General features: G+C 73.3%; 13 protein-coding genes and 1 pseudogene. 7 read left to right on the top strand and 7 right to left on the bottom strand.

Annotation, left to right across the window (positions count from 1 at the left end; all coding sequences use genetic code 11):
* Positions 1–21 precede the first annotated feature (21 nt).
* The 5 genes and pseudogenes from CAP_RS01205 (at position 22) to CAP_RS01220 (ending at position 4462) form a co-directional block, all read left to right on the top strand.
* Positions 22–342 carry a hypothetical protein gene (locus CAP_RS01205; RefSeq protein ID WP_044235026.1) on the top strand — a complete coding sequence of 107 codons (321 nt, stop codon included), beginning with the start codon at positions 22–24 and terminating at the stop codon, positions 340–342.
* Positions 343–427: 85 nt separating this feature from the next.
* Positions 428–2266 carry a serine/threonine-protein kinase gene (locus tag CAP_RS43455; RefSeq protein ID WP_052373925.1) on the top strand — a complete coding sequence of 613 codons (1839 nt, stop codon included), beginning with the start codon at positions 428–430 and terminating at the stop codon, positions 2264–2266.
* Between the two features lie 44 nt (positions 2267–2310).
* A pseudogene (locus CAP_RS55615) lies at positions 2311–2460 on the top strand (hypothetical protein); the annotation flags it as partial.
* Positions 2390–3673: a glycoside hydrolase family 113 gene (locus tag CAP_RS01215; RefSeq protein WP_370865963.1), complete on the top strand. Its 1284-nt coding sequence runs from the start codon at positions 2390–2392 to the stop codon at positions 3671–3673. The pseudogene CAP_RS55615 and the gene CAP_RS01215, both read left to right, overlap by 71 nt.
* Before the next feature lie 114 nt (positions 3674–3787).
* Complete coding sequence (locus CAP_RS01220) at positions 3788–4462, top strand: DUF3093 family protein (RefSeq protein WP_197040938.1); 675 nt, start codon at positions 3788–3790, stop codon at positions 4460–4462.
* A 24-nt stretch (positions 4463–4486) separates the two neighbouring features.
* On the opposite strand, the gene CAP_RS01225 is transcribed toward CAP_RS01220, so the two are convergent.
* Positions 4487–5401, bottom strand: coding sequence for a LysR family transcriptional regulator (locus tag CAP_RS01225; RefSeq protein ID WP_044235030.1), 915 nt, complete (start codon positions 5399–5401; stop codon positions 4487–4489).
* A 65-nt stretch (positions 5402–5466) separates the two neighbouring features.
* Here CAP_RS01225 and CAP_RS01230 point away from each other — a divergent pair, with 65 nt between their 5' ends.
* On the top strand, positions 5467–6426 hold the full coding sequence (locus CAP_RS01230; protein WP_044235033.1) for an NAD-dependent epimerase/dehydratase family protein: 960 nt from the start codon (positions 5467–5469) through the stop codon (positions 6424–6426).
* Between the two features lie 41 nt (positions 6427–6467).
* Here the strand turns inward: CAP_RS01230 and CAP_RS01235 are convergent, their stop codons facing one another.
* The 5 genes from CAP_RS01235 to CAP_RS01255 all read right to left on the bottom strand — a co-directional run bounded on the left by CAP_RS01235 (position 6468) and on the right by CAP_RS01255 (position 12778).
* Positions 6468–8171: a hypothetical protein gene (locus tag CAP_RS01235; protein WP_156040384.1), complete on the bottom strand. Its 1704-nt coding sequence runs from the start codon at positions 8169–8171 to the stop codon at positions 6468–6470.
* A gap of 39 nt (positions 8172–8210) precedes the next feature.
* A complete protein-coding gene (locus tag CAP_RS01240; protein ID WP_044235037.1) occupies positions 8211–9146 on the bottom strand; it encodes a PEGA domain-containing protein in 936 nt (311 codons plus the stop codon).
* A complete protein-coding gene (locus CAP_RS43460; protein ID WP_156040385.1) occupies positions 9143–10636 on the bottom strand; it encodes a protein kinase domain-containing protein in 1494 nt (497 codons plus the stop codon). The genes CAP_RS01240 and CAP_RS43460 overlap by 4 nt, the downstream gene beginning before the upstream one ends.
* A gap of 164 nt (positions 10637–10800) precedes the next feature.
* Positions 10801–11412 carry a hypothetical protein gene (locus tag CAP_RS01250; protein ID WP_044235039.1) on the bottom strand — a complete coding sequence of 204 codons (612 nt, stop codon included), beginning with the start codon at positions 11410–11412 and terminating at the stop codon, positions 10801–10803.
* A 61-nt stretch (positions 11413–11473) separates the two neighbouring features.
* The gene (locus CAP_RS01255) at positions 11474–12778 is read right to left on the bottom strand and encodes an alpha/beta hydrolase (RefSeq protein WP_052373927.1); all 1305 of its coding nucleotides are present in this window, start codon (positions 12776–12778) and stop codon (positions 11474–11476) included.
* 247 nt (positions 12779–13025) lie between these two features.
* Here CAP_RS01255 and CAP_RS01260 point away from each other — a divergent pair, with 247 nt between their 5' ends.
* Entirely contained in the window at positions 13026–14957 is a 1932-nt protein-coding gene (locus CAP_RS01260) for a MutS family DNA mismatch repair protein (protein ID WP_231511017.1), read from the top strand.
* A gap of 33 nt (positions 14958–14990) precedes the next feature.
* On the opposite strand, the gene CAP_RS01265 is transcribed toward CAP_RS01260, so the two are convergent.
* The gene (locus tag CAP_RS01265) at positions 14991–15908 is read right to left on the bottom strand and encodes an alpha/beta fold hydrolase (RefSeq protein WP_052373928.1); all 918 of its coding nucleotides are present in this window, start codon (positions 15906–15908) and stop codon (positions 14991–14993) included.
* Positions 15909–16064 lie beyond the last annotated feature (156 nt).

Genomic DNA, 16064 nt, shown 5'->3' on the forward strand with positions numbered 1-16064 from the left:
CGCGCCCGCGCCACCTCACCCATGAAGATCCTGCGCTTCGTGCTCGGCCTCGCGCTCGGGATCCTGATCCCGCTCGCCTTCCAGCGCTGGCACCGGCGCAGGCTCACCCCGGCCCAGCGCGAGGACGCCTGGAACACGGCGAGCTGGGGCGCCGCGCTCTACGCCTTCGGCCCCCTCTCCCTGCTGGGGTGGGCCGTGGTCACCCGGAGCATCTGGCCGTATCGTCCGGCGGTCCGCGTGGCCGTCAGCATCGCCTTCGGCCTCGCGCTCACCGCCGCGGCCGTCCTGCTCGTGTCCGCCATCGACTGGCTGATCGCCACGGCCCTGGGTCTCCCCGACTGACCACGAGGTCCTCGCTCCGGGCGGGCCATCCCGTCGTGACGGACGTGGAGGCGGCCGCTCACGGAATCGGCTATCTCATGGATCGATGCAGGGGTCGCCCGCGCAGAGCCAGAGGAGATCGCAGCCGCCCCCGGAGCTGATCGCGGGGCGCTACCGCGTGGAAGGGCGCGTCGGCGCGGGCGCGATCGGGCTGGTCGTGCTCGCCACCGACCTGGAGACGAGCACGCGCGTGGCCGTGAAGAAGTTCGATCCCGCGCGCCTCCAGAGCACCCGCGCCGCGGATCGCCTCCTCCGGAGCGCGCGCGCCGCCATGGCGCTCACCGGAGAGCACATCGCGCGCGTGCTCGACTGCGGCGAGCTGCCCGACGGCGCCCCCTTCGTGGTCACCGAGTACCTCGAAGGGTGCCACCTCGGCGCGTACGTGGAGCGCCGCGGCCCCATGGGCCCCAAGGCGGCGGTGAAGCACCTCTTGCAAGCGTGCGAGGCGGTGGCCGCGGCGCACGCCGTGGGCATCGTGCACCGCGACCTCAAGCCCCAGAACCTGTTCCTCACCTTCTCCGACGCCGGGCAGCCCTCGATCAAGGTGCTCGACTTCGGCACCCACGCCGTCGCGTGCGGCGCCGAGGGCGAAGGGGCGCTCGGGTCGAGCTCCATGCACGACTCGCTCCTGTACATGGCCCCCGAGCAGCTTCGCTCCGGCGGGAAGGTCGACGAGCGTGCCGACCTCTGGTCCCTCGGCGGCATCGGCTACCTCCTCCTGCTCGCCAGAGGCCCCTTCGATGCCGAGGAGCCTCTCGAGATCATGGCCGGGGTGCTCGACAAGCAACCCCCGCCCATCCCTGCCGATCTCAAGGCGGGTGGCCTGGAGAAGGTGCTCCGCCGCTGCCTCGAAAAGCAGCCCGACCAGCGGCACGCCAACGTCGCCGAGCTGGCCCTCGCCCTCTCGCGCTTCGGTGGTGAGAAGGCGCAGAGCGCTGCCGCGAAGGTGTGGGAGATCCGCTCGGCGCCCTCGGGTCCCTCGTCCGGGGCAGGCTCCGACGGCCTGCCGATCATCCCCGACCTCGACGACGGCTCCGAGCCCCCGCCCTCGTCGAGCCTCCTCGCGAGCGTCGCCTCCGAGCTGGGCGTCGACGATCCCGCGCGCATCACCGGCCGCCCTCCCGCGCCCCGCAACTCCGCGCCGCCCCGCCAGAGCCACGCGCCGGCTTCAGAGGACGTGCACGCCGCGCACGTCCCCGTGATCCCCCCCATGCCGCGTGCGCCCTCGATCCCGCCTCCGTCGAGGTCTCCCGCGTCTCGCAACGCCGCGCCTCCCCCCGCAGGACACCTGGCTTCGCAGCCGCCACACGCCTCGGCGCGCGGCTCCATGCCCCCTGCCGCGCGGCCTGCCGTCCTGCAGCCACGCACGCACGACGCCCCCTCACGCCCTCCCTCTCCCCCCCTCGCGCCCGCTGCGCATCGCAGACGGCGCATGCTGGAGATCGCCTCCGTCTCCCTCCTCGCGGTGGCGCTCCTCTCCATCTGGCTCGTGCGCGGGCGCATCCTCACCTTCGACGACGGCGGCACCTCCGCGAGCGCGAAGACCGGCATCGCCACCCATACCATCGAGGTCATGCGCGCGTGGGTCGCCCGGCGCGATGCCGTCGGCTCCGTCGGAACCGTCCCGAGACCCACGATACCCGGCCCCAGCGTGCCCACGCCGAGCCCCTCTGCGGCGGGTCTCCCGGCAGCACCCGACCCCGTGCCGACGGCGCCTGCCATCGCCTCACAGCCGGCTCCTCCTGACACCGCGCCCACTGCCCCCGGCCTCACGCCGCCGCCCGGTGGCTGGGAGTACCCGCCGGAGATCATCTACGACGAGGTCGAGCGCGAGCGCCGCCGCCTGCGCGCGCTCGAAGAGGCAGCGCGACGGAAGCAACGCTGACGGCCTGCTGACGGGCGGGATCCCTGCTATAGGGCGCCCGTGCCATCGAGGCGACCCACCCCCCTGCGCCGCAGCCTCCACCGCTGCGCTGCCTTCCTCGGCGCCGCGATCCTCCTGGCCCTCCTGCCAGCAGCCCTGCACCCCTCCACCTTCGCCGCGCCCGCCTTCGCCGCGCCCGCCTTCGCCGCGCCCGCCTTCGCCGCGCCCGCCTCCGCCGCGCCCGCCTCCGTGGCGCTGGGCAGCCGCCGGGTGACGGCGCCTCCCTCCCGCGCCGCCGCCCCGGCCTCCCCGCACCTCCTGCCGGGCGCGGAGAGCTGGGCCGCCGCGCGTCTTGGTGGCATTCGCGGCATCACCCTCGGGCCCATCGAGAGCCTCCGCCACGCGGGCCGTGGGTACGGCACCCCCGCGAGTGCCCGCGCCCTCGACGAGGCGACGGCCCTCGGCGCCACCTGGGTCAGCCTCACCCCCTTCGGGCGCGTCGCCAGCCTGAAGGGCACCGGCATCGACCTGGTGTTCGAGGCGCCTTTCCAGGAGAACCGCCGCGCCGTGCTCGCCGCCATCGCCCAGGCGCACGCCCGCGGCATGAAGGTCCTGCTCGTCCCTCACCTGTGGGTCGAGGACGGCGAGTGGCGCGCCCGCATCGACCCCGGCGACGACGCGGGCTGGGCGCGCTGGGCTGCGTCGTACCGGAGCTTCCTCCTCACCTGGGCCCGCGTCGCTGCCGAGGGCGGCGCCGAGATGCTCAGCGTCGGCGTCGAGCTGCGGAGCTGGGTGACCACGCCGCGCGCCGAGAGCTTCCTCGCCATCATCGAGGAGGTGCGCCGCGTCTACCCCGGCCTGCTCACCTACTCGGCCAACTGGGACGACGTCGACCACACCCTCATCTTCGACAGCCTCGACCTCGTCGGGATCAACGCTTTCTACCCGCTCGCCGAGCGCGAGGGCGCCTCCCTCGACGACCTCCTCGCCGGCGGCCGCCGCGTGGCGACGCAGGTCGAGAACGTCGCCCGTGCCTGGGGCAAGCCCGTGGTGCTCACCGAGATCGGCTACACCACCCGCCGCGACCCGGCGCTGCGCCCCTGGGAGTGGCCCGACGGCATGAAGGATGTGGTCATCGACCAGCGCGCCCAGGCCGAAGCCTACCTCGGGATCATCGCCCCCTTCCTCGATGCCCGCTCCTGCGCGGGCTTCTTCGTGTGGCGCTACTACGCCGACCCCGAGGACGTGTCCCAGGAGGCCGAGTGGGGCTTCTCCCCGCGCGGCAAGCTCGCCGAACTGGTCCTGCGCGACGCCTTCTCCGCCCGCTGGGCCGCGGACGGCGCGTGGATCTCCGGCGACGCCATCGGCCACCACCGGGCCTGGACCCCTGGCGTGCTCGGCTGGGAGCTGCCGCTGGAGGGCTGGTAACCGCGGGCGTCCTGCGTACCCTGGTCTGGAACCCGCCCCCGGGGGAGCCTCATGACCACGGACCTGTCATCGCGCCCGTCACCGCGCCCGCCGGACCCTTACGAAGCCGGGTACATGTCGGGCGAACCGGTCGTCTACCGGGACAAGATCAAGGTGGGCCTCGGCTTCCACCTCCTGCTCTTCCTCGCCTTGCTCATCCCGCTCGCGGCGCTGGGCAGCCTCCTCTGGGCGTCCGCCTCCACCGGCCAGCCGCTCCCGCTCACGGCCTACATCGCGCCCCTCGCCATCTCCGTGCTGATGTCGCTGATCTGGATCCTCTTCTCGGTCCTGCGGGTCACCGTCACGGCGCGCTCGGTCTACATCCAGTACGGCCTCTTCGGCCCGCACATCCCCCTCGATCGCATCACCCGCTGCGAGGCCGCCACGTACGACTGGAAGCGCTACGGGGGCTGGGGCATCCGGCGCGGGGCCGACGGCTCCAAGGCCTACAACATCATGGGCGACGCCGGGCGCGCGGTGCGCATCGTCTGGCGCGACGACCGGGGCAAGGAGCAGGTGTACCTGATCGCCTCGCCCAACCCCGAGGCCCTCGCGGCCGCCATCCAGCGCGCGCGCCTCTCCCGCTCGGGCACGCTCCCCGCTCCGATCGAGGGCGCGCAGGCGCACACCGACGACGCGGATGCGCTCGCACGAGAGGCCGAGGCCGAGCTGGAGGCCGAGCTTGCCGAGCTTGCCGAGGACACCGCGCGGCAGAGCGGCACGCGCCGGGTGAAGGGCCGCCCTGGTTGAGCGGTCACCCCCGGGCCACGGTCCTCACACAGCCTTCCCTTCCTCCGGCTGCCTCAGCGTCTCGACCAGGAAATCCCACACGGCGGCCACCCGCGGCACGTCGCGCAGCGCCCGGTGCCCGAGGAGCCACAGCGCGTCGGTCGGTAGCGCCGCCACGCTCTCGTCGAGCGCCCGCGCCGCCCGCAGCCGCGTGAGGGCTCGGTTCTTCAGGTAAGGCTCGGGCGCGAGGAGCACGCCGAGACCGGACTCCGCCGCCGAAAACTGCGAGGCGAAGTGGCTCGTCCTCAGCACCACCTCGGCCTTCCCCGCGTACCGCGCGATCCAGCGCGCCGGCGCGAAGCTCGCCAGGTCCGTGTCCCAGGTGATCCACGGCAGGTCGTCCCACGACCGCACCCGCCCGACCTCCGCGCACAGCGCGTCGGACGCCACCGGCACCCACCGCGCCGTCAGCAGCCGGGTCATCACCAGCTCCGCGCCCCGGGGGGCCACCGAGCGCAGCGCCAGGTCCGCCTCGCGCCGGGTCAGGTCGAGCACCCGCGCCGAGGCGTCCAGCTCGATGCGGATCTTCGGGTGCTTCGCCCGCAAGCGCACCAGGGCCGGCGCCACGAAGAGGTCGGTGATCCCCGGCGCCGCGCTCACCCGCACCACGCCCTCGGGCTCGGCCTCGATGCCGCTCGCGTCCCGCACGAGCTGCCCGTGGGCGGTCTCCATCGCCTCCGCCGCGGGCAGGAGCCTCTCCCCCGCGTGCGTCGCCGTGAGCCCCTCGCGCGCCCGCTCGAACAGCCGCGCCCCGAGCGCCGCCTCCAGCGCCGTCAGGCGCCGGCTCACCGTCGAGGTGTCCAGCCCGAGCTTCGCGCCCGCCTGGCCCAGCGTGCCGTGCCGGTGCACCGCCAGGAAGATGCGCACGTCGTCCCAGCGGACGCCCCCGGGGTCTTGCATTCTTGCAGCCATTCTTTGCCGTCATGCAGTTTGTCTTGCAGCGGTGCAAGTCCTAGGTTCGGTGCATGAACACCGCGACCTCGCCCCTCCATGTCGTCCTCGGTGCCGGTCAGGTCGGCGCCCGCGTCGTCGACCTCCTCCTCGCCGCGGGTCACCGGGTCCGCAACGTGCGCCGCGGCAAGGCCCTGCCCGCGCGCGAGCGTCTCGAGCACCTCTCGGGCGACATCACCGATCTCGCCTTCGCCGAGGAGGCCACCCGCGGTGCCGCCGTGGTCTACGACTGCATGAACCCCGCCTACCACGAGTGGCCGACGCTCCTGCTCCCCATCGCCCGCGGCGCCCTCCACGGCGCCGCCAAGGCCGGCGCGCCCCTCATCGCCCTCGACTGCCTCTACATGTACGGGCGCCCCTCGGGCCCCATGCGCGAGGACACGCCCATGGCCCCGTGCAGCAAGAAGGGCGCGCTGCGCGTGCAGCTCTCCGACCTGCGCCTCGGCGCCCACCGGAAGGGCGACGTGCGGGTCGCGATCGGCCGCGCCAGCGACTTCTTCGGACCCGACCTGCCCTACTCGTCGTGGAGCGACCGCTTCTACGAGCGCGTCCTCGCCGGCAAGCCCGCCGAGTGCATGGGCGACCCCGACCAGCCCCACGCCTACACCTACGTGCCCGACGTCGCCCGGGCCCTCGTCACCCTCGGCGCCGAGGAGACGTCCCTCGGCCGCGTCTGGCACCTGCCGACGCCCCCCGCGGAGAGCACCCGCGCCCTCGTCGCGCGCCTGGGAGACGCACTCGGCGTGAAGGCGGAGGTGAAGCGCGTCCCCAGGCTCGTCCTGCGCGGCCTCGGGCTCTTCTCTCCCTTCATGCGCGAGGTCGTCGAGATGACGTACCAGTGGGAGGTGCCCTTCGTGGTCGACGACAGCCAGTTCCGCGCGGCATTCGGCCACGGAGCGACGCCAGTCGCCGAGGCCGTGGAGGAGACCGCGGCCTGGGCGCGCCAGAAGTACGGGCTTCAGGCGGCGGCGTGAGGCGGCGGTGTGAGGCGGCGGCGTGTCAAAAGGACCCGCGCTCAGGGCACGGCGGACGCGCTCACGAGGGCGATGTGGGCGCCATCGGGCGGCGCGCTCGGGTCGGGGGCGTCTTCGCGCCCACGCCAGCCGACCGCGACGCGCTCCTCGTGCACCGAGACCTCGTACTGATCGTCGGCGACGAAGACGCCCTCGATGCGCGCAACCGGCGTGACGACCTGCGCGTCCGCGCCGACGCGCGCCACGAACAGCGGGCTCACGGTGCCGCTGGGTCGGGAGAAGAAGACCAGCCGGACCCCGGAGGCGGTGGTGATCGTCCGCGCGTGGCGGTAGGCCTGCCCGTCGTCCGGCGAGACGGGGTGGGGGCCGGCCACGACGTTGCCGGCCTCATCGAGCTGCGCGTAGTAGATGCGCGCTGGCGTACCCACCTGGTACGCGAAGCCGAAGGCGCCGGGGAGCGCGGCCACGTGTCCTCCTTCGCACGCGTCACAGACGACCACGGGGGCGGTCCCGTTGGCCGCCTCGGAGACGCTGATGAAGGAGCCCTGGCTCTCTTTGTGCCAGGTGATTCCGAAGCGCGCGCCGTTCCAGGCGACGGCCATGGGGGCGCAGTCCTGGCAAAAATGGGCGTACTCCGCCGCCGTGTTCTGCCCATCGAGCGCGTGGAGCATGACGGAGTGTGAGGGGATGTACTGGGCGATTTGCGCCAGCACCGCGTACCGGTTTCCGCTCCAGGGCATGTCGTGCCCGGCGAGCGTCGCGGGCTCCTGCCCCATGCCCGCGGCGATCTCCGATCCCTGCGTGTCGAGGATGTGGAAGTAGAGGACGTCGTCGGCGACCAGCAAGCCGAGGTTCACGCCGTCGTAGCCGAGGAGGTGCCTGGCGATGGTCGGCCGGGAGGAGAGCGGCGGGGAGGGCGCGCCCACGGGGCCAGTCTGGGCATCGATCTTCTGCACGCGCACGGCCTGGTTCGCCATGTCCGGGGAGATCCACGCGGCGGCGAAGCCGTCGGTCAGGGGAGCGAACCGCGGCACCGACAGGGCGTCGCTCGCCAGCCGCGCGATCAGCTCCGCGTCGATGACCTCGATCTCCGTGGTCCCTCCGTCGGGGTCCGGCCCATCGCCTCCGGGACCCTCTTCCAGGGTGTCCTCGCCGCACTCCTGCATGCACTGCTCCGGGCTCACCTCCGCGTCGATGCAGCGTCCCTTCACGCAGGTCTGCTCCGCGGGGCACGCCACGCCGAGGCAGGAGAGCCGCAGATCGATGCGCATCTTCAGCTCGTCGTTCGGCGAGTAGCGGAGCTGCCGCCGCGACACGATGCAGTCCGCGGGCATGGGCGTCTGCAGGCACTCCTCCACGGGGGCCACGTCCTGCCGGGTGGCGACGGCATAGGCGAGCTGCTTGTCGTCGCCTTCGGCAGGCGCGATCACCACGTCGCCCACGCGCCCGGGCGACACGCAGCCGCGGCTCGTGGCCGACGGCGCACGCTCCGGGAGCCCGGCCAGATCGGAGGAGACCGTGAGCGAGACCTCGGCGTCGATGGCGCAATCGAGCTCGGTGTAGATGTCGACCCGGATGGCGGTGGGAGAGGCGCACGATCCTGCACCGACCACGGCGACGAGCAGCGGCGTCAACGCTGCCGCCGACGCGCGCTGGAGAAAGGCGCGGCGCGCGCGGCGCGTGCGGTCTACCTCAGGGGCCGTCAGAGGGCGATCTGGCTTCGCCTCGCGGGATCGCTCCGGCATCGGAGGCAGGGTAGGGAGCAGGGGGGTCCGCATCAATCTTCAGAAGCGGATGACGCCGGGTGAGAAGGAGCCCGTGGGGGGAGGGCCCTCCGTGGTGGTGACCACGTACGTGACCACGGTACCAGCGGCGACGACGCCGACGGCTGTCCAGAACCACCAGCGCGCGTAGAGCGGGGGCCTCTTCACAGGGTCCACCGAGATCTCCCGGCGCTCGCCCGCGCCCACCACCACCTGGGTGCTCGCGGTGTCGTGCCCCTCCGCCGCCACCTCCACCGCATGCCGGCCCGCCTGCAGGGAGGCTTCGGCCGGCGCGGCGCCCACCGCGCGGCCGTCGATGGTGACCCGGGCTCCCGCGACGTCGCTGCGGACGAGCAGGCGCCCCTGGGTGCTCTTCGGGGTGAGGTCGGCCTCGATGACGTTGAGCGCCTCGTCGCCGCGCAGCTCCACCTCGCGCTGGAAGGGCATGTAGCCATCCGCGAGGACCTCGACCGAGACCTTGCCAGCGTTCACCGGGAAGGGATCGCCGAGGGAGGTGACGCCGATCTGGCGCTTCGCGATCAGCACCCGGGCCCCCGCGACATCGCAGTCGATGCGCACCATCGCGACCCTGGAGCGCACCTCGGCGACGAGCGCTGCGAGGCCAGGGACGCGGGCGCGCACCGCTCTCGGCGCCTCGGCCTCGAAGCGGCGCAGGGCGGCGAGCGCCTCGGGGTGACGCGCGAGGAACTGGAGCGCGCGCCCGCGGTTGTAGAGGAGCACCGGGTCCGCCGTGATCGCGTACGCCGCGTCGTAGTCGCCGAGGGCGTCCTCGTAGCGCTTGCCGCGCATGTGGTCGTCGCCGGCTTGTTTGAGCTGCGCCGCGCTCCGGGCGGGGCCCGCGGCGGGGCCCGTGTCCGCGTGCGCCAGGGGAGCCGCCCCCGCGACCAGAGCAGCGGTCAGGGCGATGCTGCGCAACCGGCGGGCGCGCGCGCTCACAGGAAGTCCGGCTGCGCGCCGCGCGAGGAAGGCGCCGCGCGGCGAGGTGGAGGTGCGGGAGGGGCCTCCTGACGCTGGTGGTCAGCGCGCTGGCTCGACGCCCCGTCGGGGAGCTGCCCGGGCGCCGGTGCAGCAGGCGCGGCGCCGCTCCCCGACGTCGCAGGCCCCCCTGGCTGTGGCGTGGCTACGGTGGGCTCTCCGAGCGCTCGGGCAGGTGGTGTAGCGCTCGCCGTGCTCGCCGTGGTCACCGTCTCCCGCGCGCTGCTCCCCGCAGCGTCGCCGGGCAGCTCGCCACGCCGCTCGCCGCCGGCAAACAGCAGCACCGCCCCCGCGCCGACGACTGCGGCGGCTCCGAAGAGGATGGCCAGCGAGGTCGCGCCCCGCCGGAGACCGGACCTCGGCGGCGTGACGTCCACCACCGCCGCGGCTGGAAGCAACGAGGCCTCGCGGAGCGACGCCGCGCCAGGGCCGGAAGCCGGTGGCGCGCTCGCCCTGACCTCCGCCAGTGCGTCCTCCGCGCTCCGGAACGAGACCGGCCCGGTCGCCTCGATGTGGGCCACCATGGCGTCACGCGCCGCGAGCCTCTCGCTCCCCACCCGCTGCACCCAGGCGCTGATCTCCGCCGTGGTCGCCATCTCGACCGCCTGCTCCATGGCGGTGGCCATCTCCTTCGCGGTGGCGAAGCGCTGGGAGAGGTCCTCGCTCAGCGCGCGCATCACCACCGCTTCGAGCGCCGCGGGGATCTCCGGCCGCACCTGGCTGGGCGGGACGATCTGCCGGGTGAGGACGGCCAGCATGATCTGCATCTCGTTGTCTCCCTGGAAGAGGCGCGCCCCGGTCAGCGCCTCCCAGAGCACGACCCCTGCGGAGTAGACGTCCGACTGCCGCGAGGCGCGGCCGTTGATCTGCTCGGGCGCGGCGTAGCCGACCTTGCCCTTCATCTGGCCCTCGCTGGTGCTCTGGAGCCGCACCGCGGCCTTGGCCACCCCGAAGTCGGCCACGCGCACCAGCCCGTCGGCGCCGACCAGCACGTTGTGCGGAGACACGTCGCGGTGCACGATCTCGAGCGGCGCCCCCGCTTCGTCCCGCGACTCGTGCGCGGCGTGGAGCCCGTGCAGCGCGTGCGCGACCACGGCGGCCACGACCCGGATCGGCGGGGGCTCGCTGGCCTCGCGGTGCGCCTTGAGCAGCCCGGAGAGCGCCTCCCCCCGGACGTACTCCATGACCAGCAACAGCTCGCCGTCCGCGGCGACCACGTCGAGGGTGGGCGCCACGTTCGGGTGCTGGATGCGCGAGGCGAGCCGCGCCTCGTCGAGGAACATCGCCACGCACCGCGGGTCGTCGGCGAGCTGCGGGTGCATCCGCTTGATGGCCACGATCCTGCCGAAGCCCGCGGCCCCGCGCAGGCGACCGAGGTGCACGGAGCCCATGCCACCCTTGGCGATGGCCTCGTGCACCTCGTATCTGCCTACATGGACGAGAGGGGGCAACCGGCGGTTCCTCGATGTGCCGAGGAGCGTAATCGGCCGCCAGATCGTTGCCAAGGATCACGCGGCCGCGGCGCGCGCGCTCCTCGTCGGGTCAGCGCTCCTCGTCGGGCCAGCGCTTCGCGTCGCTTCACCGTTCTCTCGCGGTGCGCTCGCCGCCGCGGGCCTCAGCGCTCCCCGAGCTGCGCCCGCCTCTGCTCCTGCCTCTGCGCCCGCCCTCGCCGCCGCACGGCCCATGCCGCCACGAGCGACCCAGCCGCGATCGCTGCGGCCCCTTCACCGCCTGGCGCCACCCCACAGCCGCACCCCTTCATCGCGGCAGGTGTGCCCGCGGCCGTGCTCCCGGCCGCCGCTTCCGCCGGCACGCAGCGCTTCACCACCTCGCACGCCGCGGGTGCCGCGCAGCTCTCCGCGCCGCCGCACGCGCGCGCGGCGATCTGCAGCTCCACCTCCTTGGCACCTCCATGCCTGAAGGGTGGTACGTCCACCTTGCGCCGCTCCACGCAGAGCCCTTGCTCCCGGCACGCGAGCGGCGGGCTCTTGCGCGAGAAGCTCCGCGCCGCGACCTTCTCGCAGTCGCTGTCCACCGCGCAGGTGGTGGGCGCGCAGTGTTCGCCGAGGTGCCCGGTCACGCCGAGCGCTCCGGGGGGGCAATCCTCGGGCGGAGGTGGCACGGCATCCGCGCGCGCCGCGGTGACAAAGAGGGCCGTGGAGAGGGCGAGCGCTCCAGTGACGCAGGCGTGAAGGAGCAGGCTGCTGCGTGGACGGGGGTTCTGCATGGAAACGACCTGAGGTGAGAGGGATGGAGAAGGAAGTCGGGGCGTGTGGAGGAACCATCGATCAGGGCGGCGTGCCAGACGCTCCCTTCATCCATCCGGCGAGATCGTCGACGAGGCGCTCGTCCACGTGTCCGGGCCGCTGGTACTCGCTCGGGGTGCTCTTGCCGGCGCCTTGCATCAGGAGGTGGTTGAGCTCCGGATAGAGCTTCAGCGTCACGTCCTTCCTGCCCGCGAGCGCCTCCTCCCAGGCCCGGTAGTCCACCTCGGTGACCTGGTAGTCGCGCTGCCCCTGGGCCACGTAGATGCGCATCTTCAGGGTCTTCACCGTGGCGAGCGCATCGTACGCGCCCACGTCGCGCCAGTAGGCGGCGCCTGCGCCCAGGATGACCTCTCCCGGGCCCGGCGCGGCGCCCCCCTGGAGGGCGCGGATGCGCTCTCCGGCGGACTTCAACCCGTCGAGCTGCGCGTTCACCTGGTCCGGGGCCTTGCCTTCCGCGGAGGCGAGGTAGGCGATCTGCTCGCGCATCATCTCCACGATGGGCCTCGTCGCGCCGGCCAGGATCGCGATCCCCGCGAGGTGTGGCGCCTCGCTCCCGATCCGCGGCGCGAAGGTGCCCCCCAGGCTGTGGCCGCCCACGAAGATCTGCGCCGGATCGACGGCCCCCTCGCGCGAGAGCAGCGCCACGGCGGCGAGCGCGTCCTCGATGGACTCCTGGTCCATCCGGAACTGCTGCACGTCCAGCCGATCGCCGTACGCCCTGGTTCGCTTCTCGAACCGGAGCACCGCCACGCCCTTCGTCGCGAGGCCCAGGGCGAGGTCCTTGAACGGACGGTTCGGTCCCACGGTGGCATCGCGATCCTGCGGGCCCGAGCCGTGGATGAGCACCATGGCCGGGAACGGCCCCGGGCCCCCCGGCAAGGTCAACGTGCCCGGCAGGGGCCACTGCCCGGCGTTCACCACCACCTCGCGCTCGGTCAGCGTCGAGAGGTCGGCGTAAGCAGGCGCCTCCCAGGCGAGGGTGGGGGGCTCCGTGGGGGTGAAGTAGAGGCCCGCGACCTGCCCCGCCTGGTCGAAGGCCACCTTCACGTCGAGCGAGGCCTGCTCGAACGCGCACGTCAGCAGGACCGCCCGGTACGCCCCCCGGACGGTCACGCGCGCGGCGCCGACCCTCTTCAGGGAGCCCACCTGCCCGATCAGGCCTTCCCAGACCCTGGCGAGGTGCTCCACGGGAAGGCTCGCGGTCATCGTGGCGTCGAAGTGCGCCACGATCTCCGCGAATTTCTGCTCGCTCAGGTGCTGCACGAGCTGGCTGGCGAGGCTCGTGAGGCCCTGCTCGTCCTCCGGGAGAGACGCATCGTTGCTCATGGCGACCTCCGCTTCACGCCAGCATCCCGCGCATGTTACCGGCCTCCCCCGGGCGCGCCCATGCCCCAGTTCGCCCCCGACATCTATCTCCCTCCCCCACGCTCCCCCACGCTCCCCCGCGCGCCGCCGTGAACTGCGCTGCCGGAGCATCCGCGCTGGCCGCACCCGCGCCTCGGCGCCGCGCCCTCGCCACCGAATGCTTCTCCTGCCGCTGGATGAGCGGAGCAGGCTGGCCTATGGAGCGTGGGTGTCGCCCCAGCCTCCCAAGGATGCCGCGCCCCCCGGCGAGATCCCCACCGCCCTTCAGCCTGCCGTCCTCCAGCCCGTGCTGCGCCGCTACGACGAGCGCCTCGCAGTCCTCCGGGCCGAGGTCCAGAAGCTCGACGGGCGCTCCCAGAGCATCTCCTGGATGCGCGGCGTCACCTTCCTCCTCGCCGTCGCGGGGGGCCTCTACCTCGGCTTCGGCGCTCCTCTCCCGGCCGTGAGGATCGGCACCGGCGTCGCCGTCGCCCTCTTCATCGTCCTCGTCGTCGTCCACGCCGTCCTCGTCACCCGCATGGCGGAGCTGGAACTGCGCGTCGGCCTCTTCGAGCGGGCCCGCCGCCGCACCACCGGCGACTTCAAGAGCCTCCCCACGCGCGGCGAGCGCCTCGCCCCTGCCGAGCACGACTACGCCAGCGATCTCGACCTCTTCGGACCCGGCTCCCTCTTCCAGCTCCTCTGCGTCGCCGAGACGGGCGAAGGCGAGGCCACCCTCGCCGAGTGGCTCCTCCAGCCCGCCTCTGCGGAGGTCATCGCCGAGCGCCACGCTGCCGTCCGCGAGCTCTGCGACCAGCGCGCGTTCCGCGAGGAGCTGTCCGTGCTCGGCGCCACCTCGGGCGCGCGCGGCCGCAACGCCGAGCCGCTCATCGCCTGGGCCAGCGCGCAGCCCCTCCTCGCCGCCAGCGACCCCCTGGTGCGGCTCGCGATGATCCTCGTCCCCATCACCCTTGCTGCCTTCACCGTCACGCAGGTCATGGAGCCCGCGACCCTCGGCCTCCTGCGGCACCTCTGGATCCTGCTGCTCCTCGCCCAGATGGTCCTCCTCGGCGCCCTGCGCTCGCGCACCGAGCCCACGCTCGTCGCGGCCTCCTCCCGCGAGGCTCCCTTCGGCCGCTACCGCCCCGTCCTCGCGGCCATCGAGGCGCAGCCCTTCTCGGCGGCCCTCCTCAAGCGCCTCCAGGTCGCCCTGCGCGGCTCCGCGCCCGACGCCCGCCCCGCCTCCGAGGAGATGCTCTCCCTCCAGAAGATCCTCGGCTACGCCGACCTCCGCCACAGCGCCCTCGTCCACGTGATCCTCAACGTCGCGCTGCTCTGGGACGTGTGGTGCGCCCTCGCCCTGGACCGCTGGCGCGCCCGCACCGGCCCCCGCCTGCGCGGGTGGATGCAGGCCCTCGGCCAGATGGAGGCCCTCTCGAGCTTCGCCACCTTCGCCGACGAGAACCCCGACTACGCCTTCCCCGACGTCGACGAGGGCCCGGCGCGCTTCGAGGTCCGCGACATCGCCCACCCCCTCCTCCCCCGCGCGAGCCGCGTCGCCAACGGCCTGCAGCTCGAAACCCGCCCCGCAGACGCATCGAGCGACGTGCCCGTGGCCTTGCTCATCACCGGCTCCAACATGTCCGGCAAGAGCACCATGCTCCGCTCCATCGGCGTGAACACGGTCCTCGCCCTCGCTGGCGCCCCCGTCTGCGCCGCGTCCCTCTCCCTCACCCCCGTCGCCGTGCGCACCAGCATGCGCATCGCCGACTCCCTGGAGCAGGGCGTCTCTCACTTCTACGCCGAGGTGCGCCGCCTCAAGCGCGTCGTGGACAGCGCCAACCGGGGCGACCGGGTGCTCTTCCTGCTCGACGAGATCCTCCACGGCACCAACTCCCGCGAGCGCATCCTCGGCGCCCGCGCCGTGGTGAAGCACCTCATCGAGCACGGGGCCATCGGCGCGGTGTCCTCGCACGACCTCGGCCTCGCCCCCCTCGAAGACGAGACCTCCGGCCGGGTGCGCAACGCGCACTTCGAGGAGAGCGTCATCGAGGACAAGATGTCCTTCGACTACACCCTGAAGCCCGGCGTCGTTTCCAGCGCCAACGCCCTCCGCCTCATGCGGCTCGCGGGCATCGGCGTGGATCTCCCCGACGCCTGAGCGTCCTTCCCTCCCGCAGCCTGATCCGCCGGCCTACCCGGCCCGCTTCGCCGGCGCGGCCATCCCCCCGGCGTCGCCGCCCGCCTCGCCCTCGCCCGACGCCGCCACCACCTCCCGCGCGAACGTGACGATGCGGTGCGAGAGCCACCGCGGATCGTCGAGGTGCGGGCAGTGGCCCAGCGCCGGCTCCTCGATCTGCGCGTGGGCCGGCAGGTGCCGCCGGAAGTAGGCCAGGCTCGACGTCGGCAAGAGCTGGTCTGCGGTCCCCCAGAGCAGGAGGATCGGCATCTTCAGCTCGGAGAGCTGCTCCGGCGTGAACGCATGATCCGCGCGGACCGCCCCTGTCAGCGAGCGGATCACCTCCCGCGAGAACTGCCGCACCACGTCCGGCGCGAGCAGCGGCAAGTACCAGGACCGCCGCCCGTTCAGCCGGGCGAGGAACGCCACCCCGTCCGCGCGCGAGCGCATCTTGAAGCCCGCGAGCAGCGCCTCCATCTCGGCCGCCTCCATGATCGCCCCTGCCGGCGAGGTCAGCACCAGCCCCCGCACCCGCTCCGGCCGCTCCAGCGCATACCGCAGCGACACCGCGCCCCCCAGCGAGTTGCCGCAGAGGATCGCCGGCTCCGTCAGCTCCCGGTCGAGCAGCTCCGTCATCGACTCCATCAAGAGCTCCACCGTGAGCGGCACCTGCGGATCGCTGCTGAAGCCGTGGCCCGGCATCTCCGGCACGATCACCCGCCGCGCCTTCCGCCGCAGCCGCTCGATCACCGGCGCGAACCCCAGCGCCGAGCTGCTGATCCCGTGGATCACCACCATGGTCGGGAGCGGCCCCGTCCCGGGAGCGTCGTACAGGTGTTGCCGCGCCACCGACGTCTCGACGAAGCGGCTCTGCACACCGCGGGCAGTGAGCGCCCGCTGCGCGAGCCGCTCGGCGAAGGGGATGAGCACCATACCCCCGCATTACCAGATCCCGCCGTCCCCTCCCAACACCAGGACCGCCCCTCGGCCTGAACAGCGGGCCTGAACAGCAGCGGGCCTGAACAGCAGCGGGCTTGAACGGCAGCGGGCCTGAACGGCCTGAGGCTCAGCGACGAGCCTGCTCCGCTC

This window comes from Chondromyces apiculatus DSM 436 (genome assembly GCF_000601485.1).
Classification (GTDB): Bacteria; Myxococcota_A; Polyangia; order Polyangiales; family Polyangiaceae; genus Chondromyces; species Chondromyces apiculatus.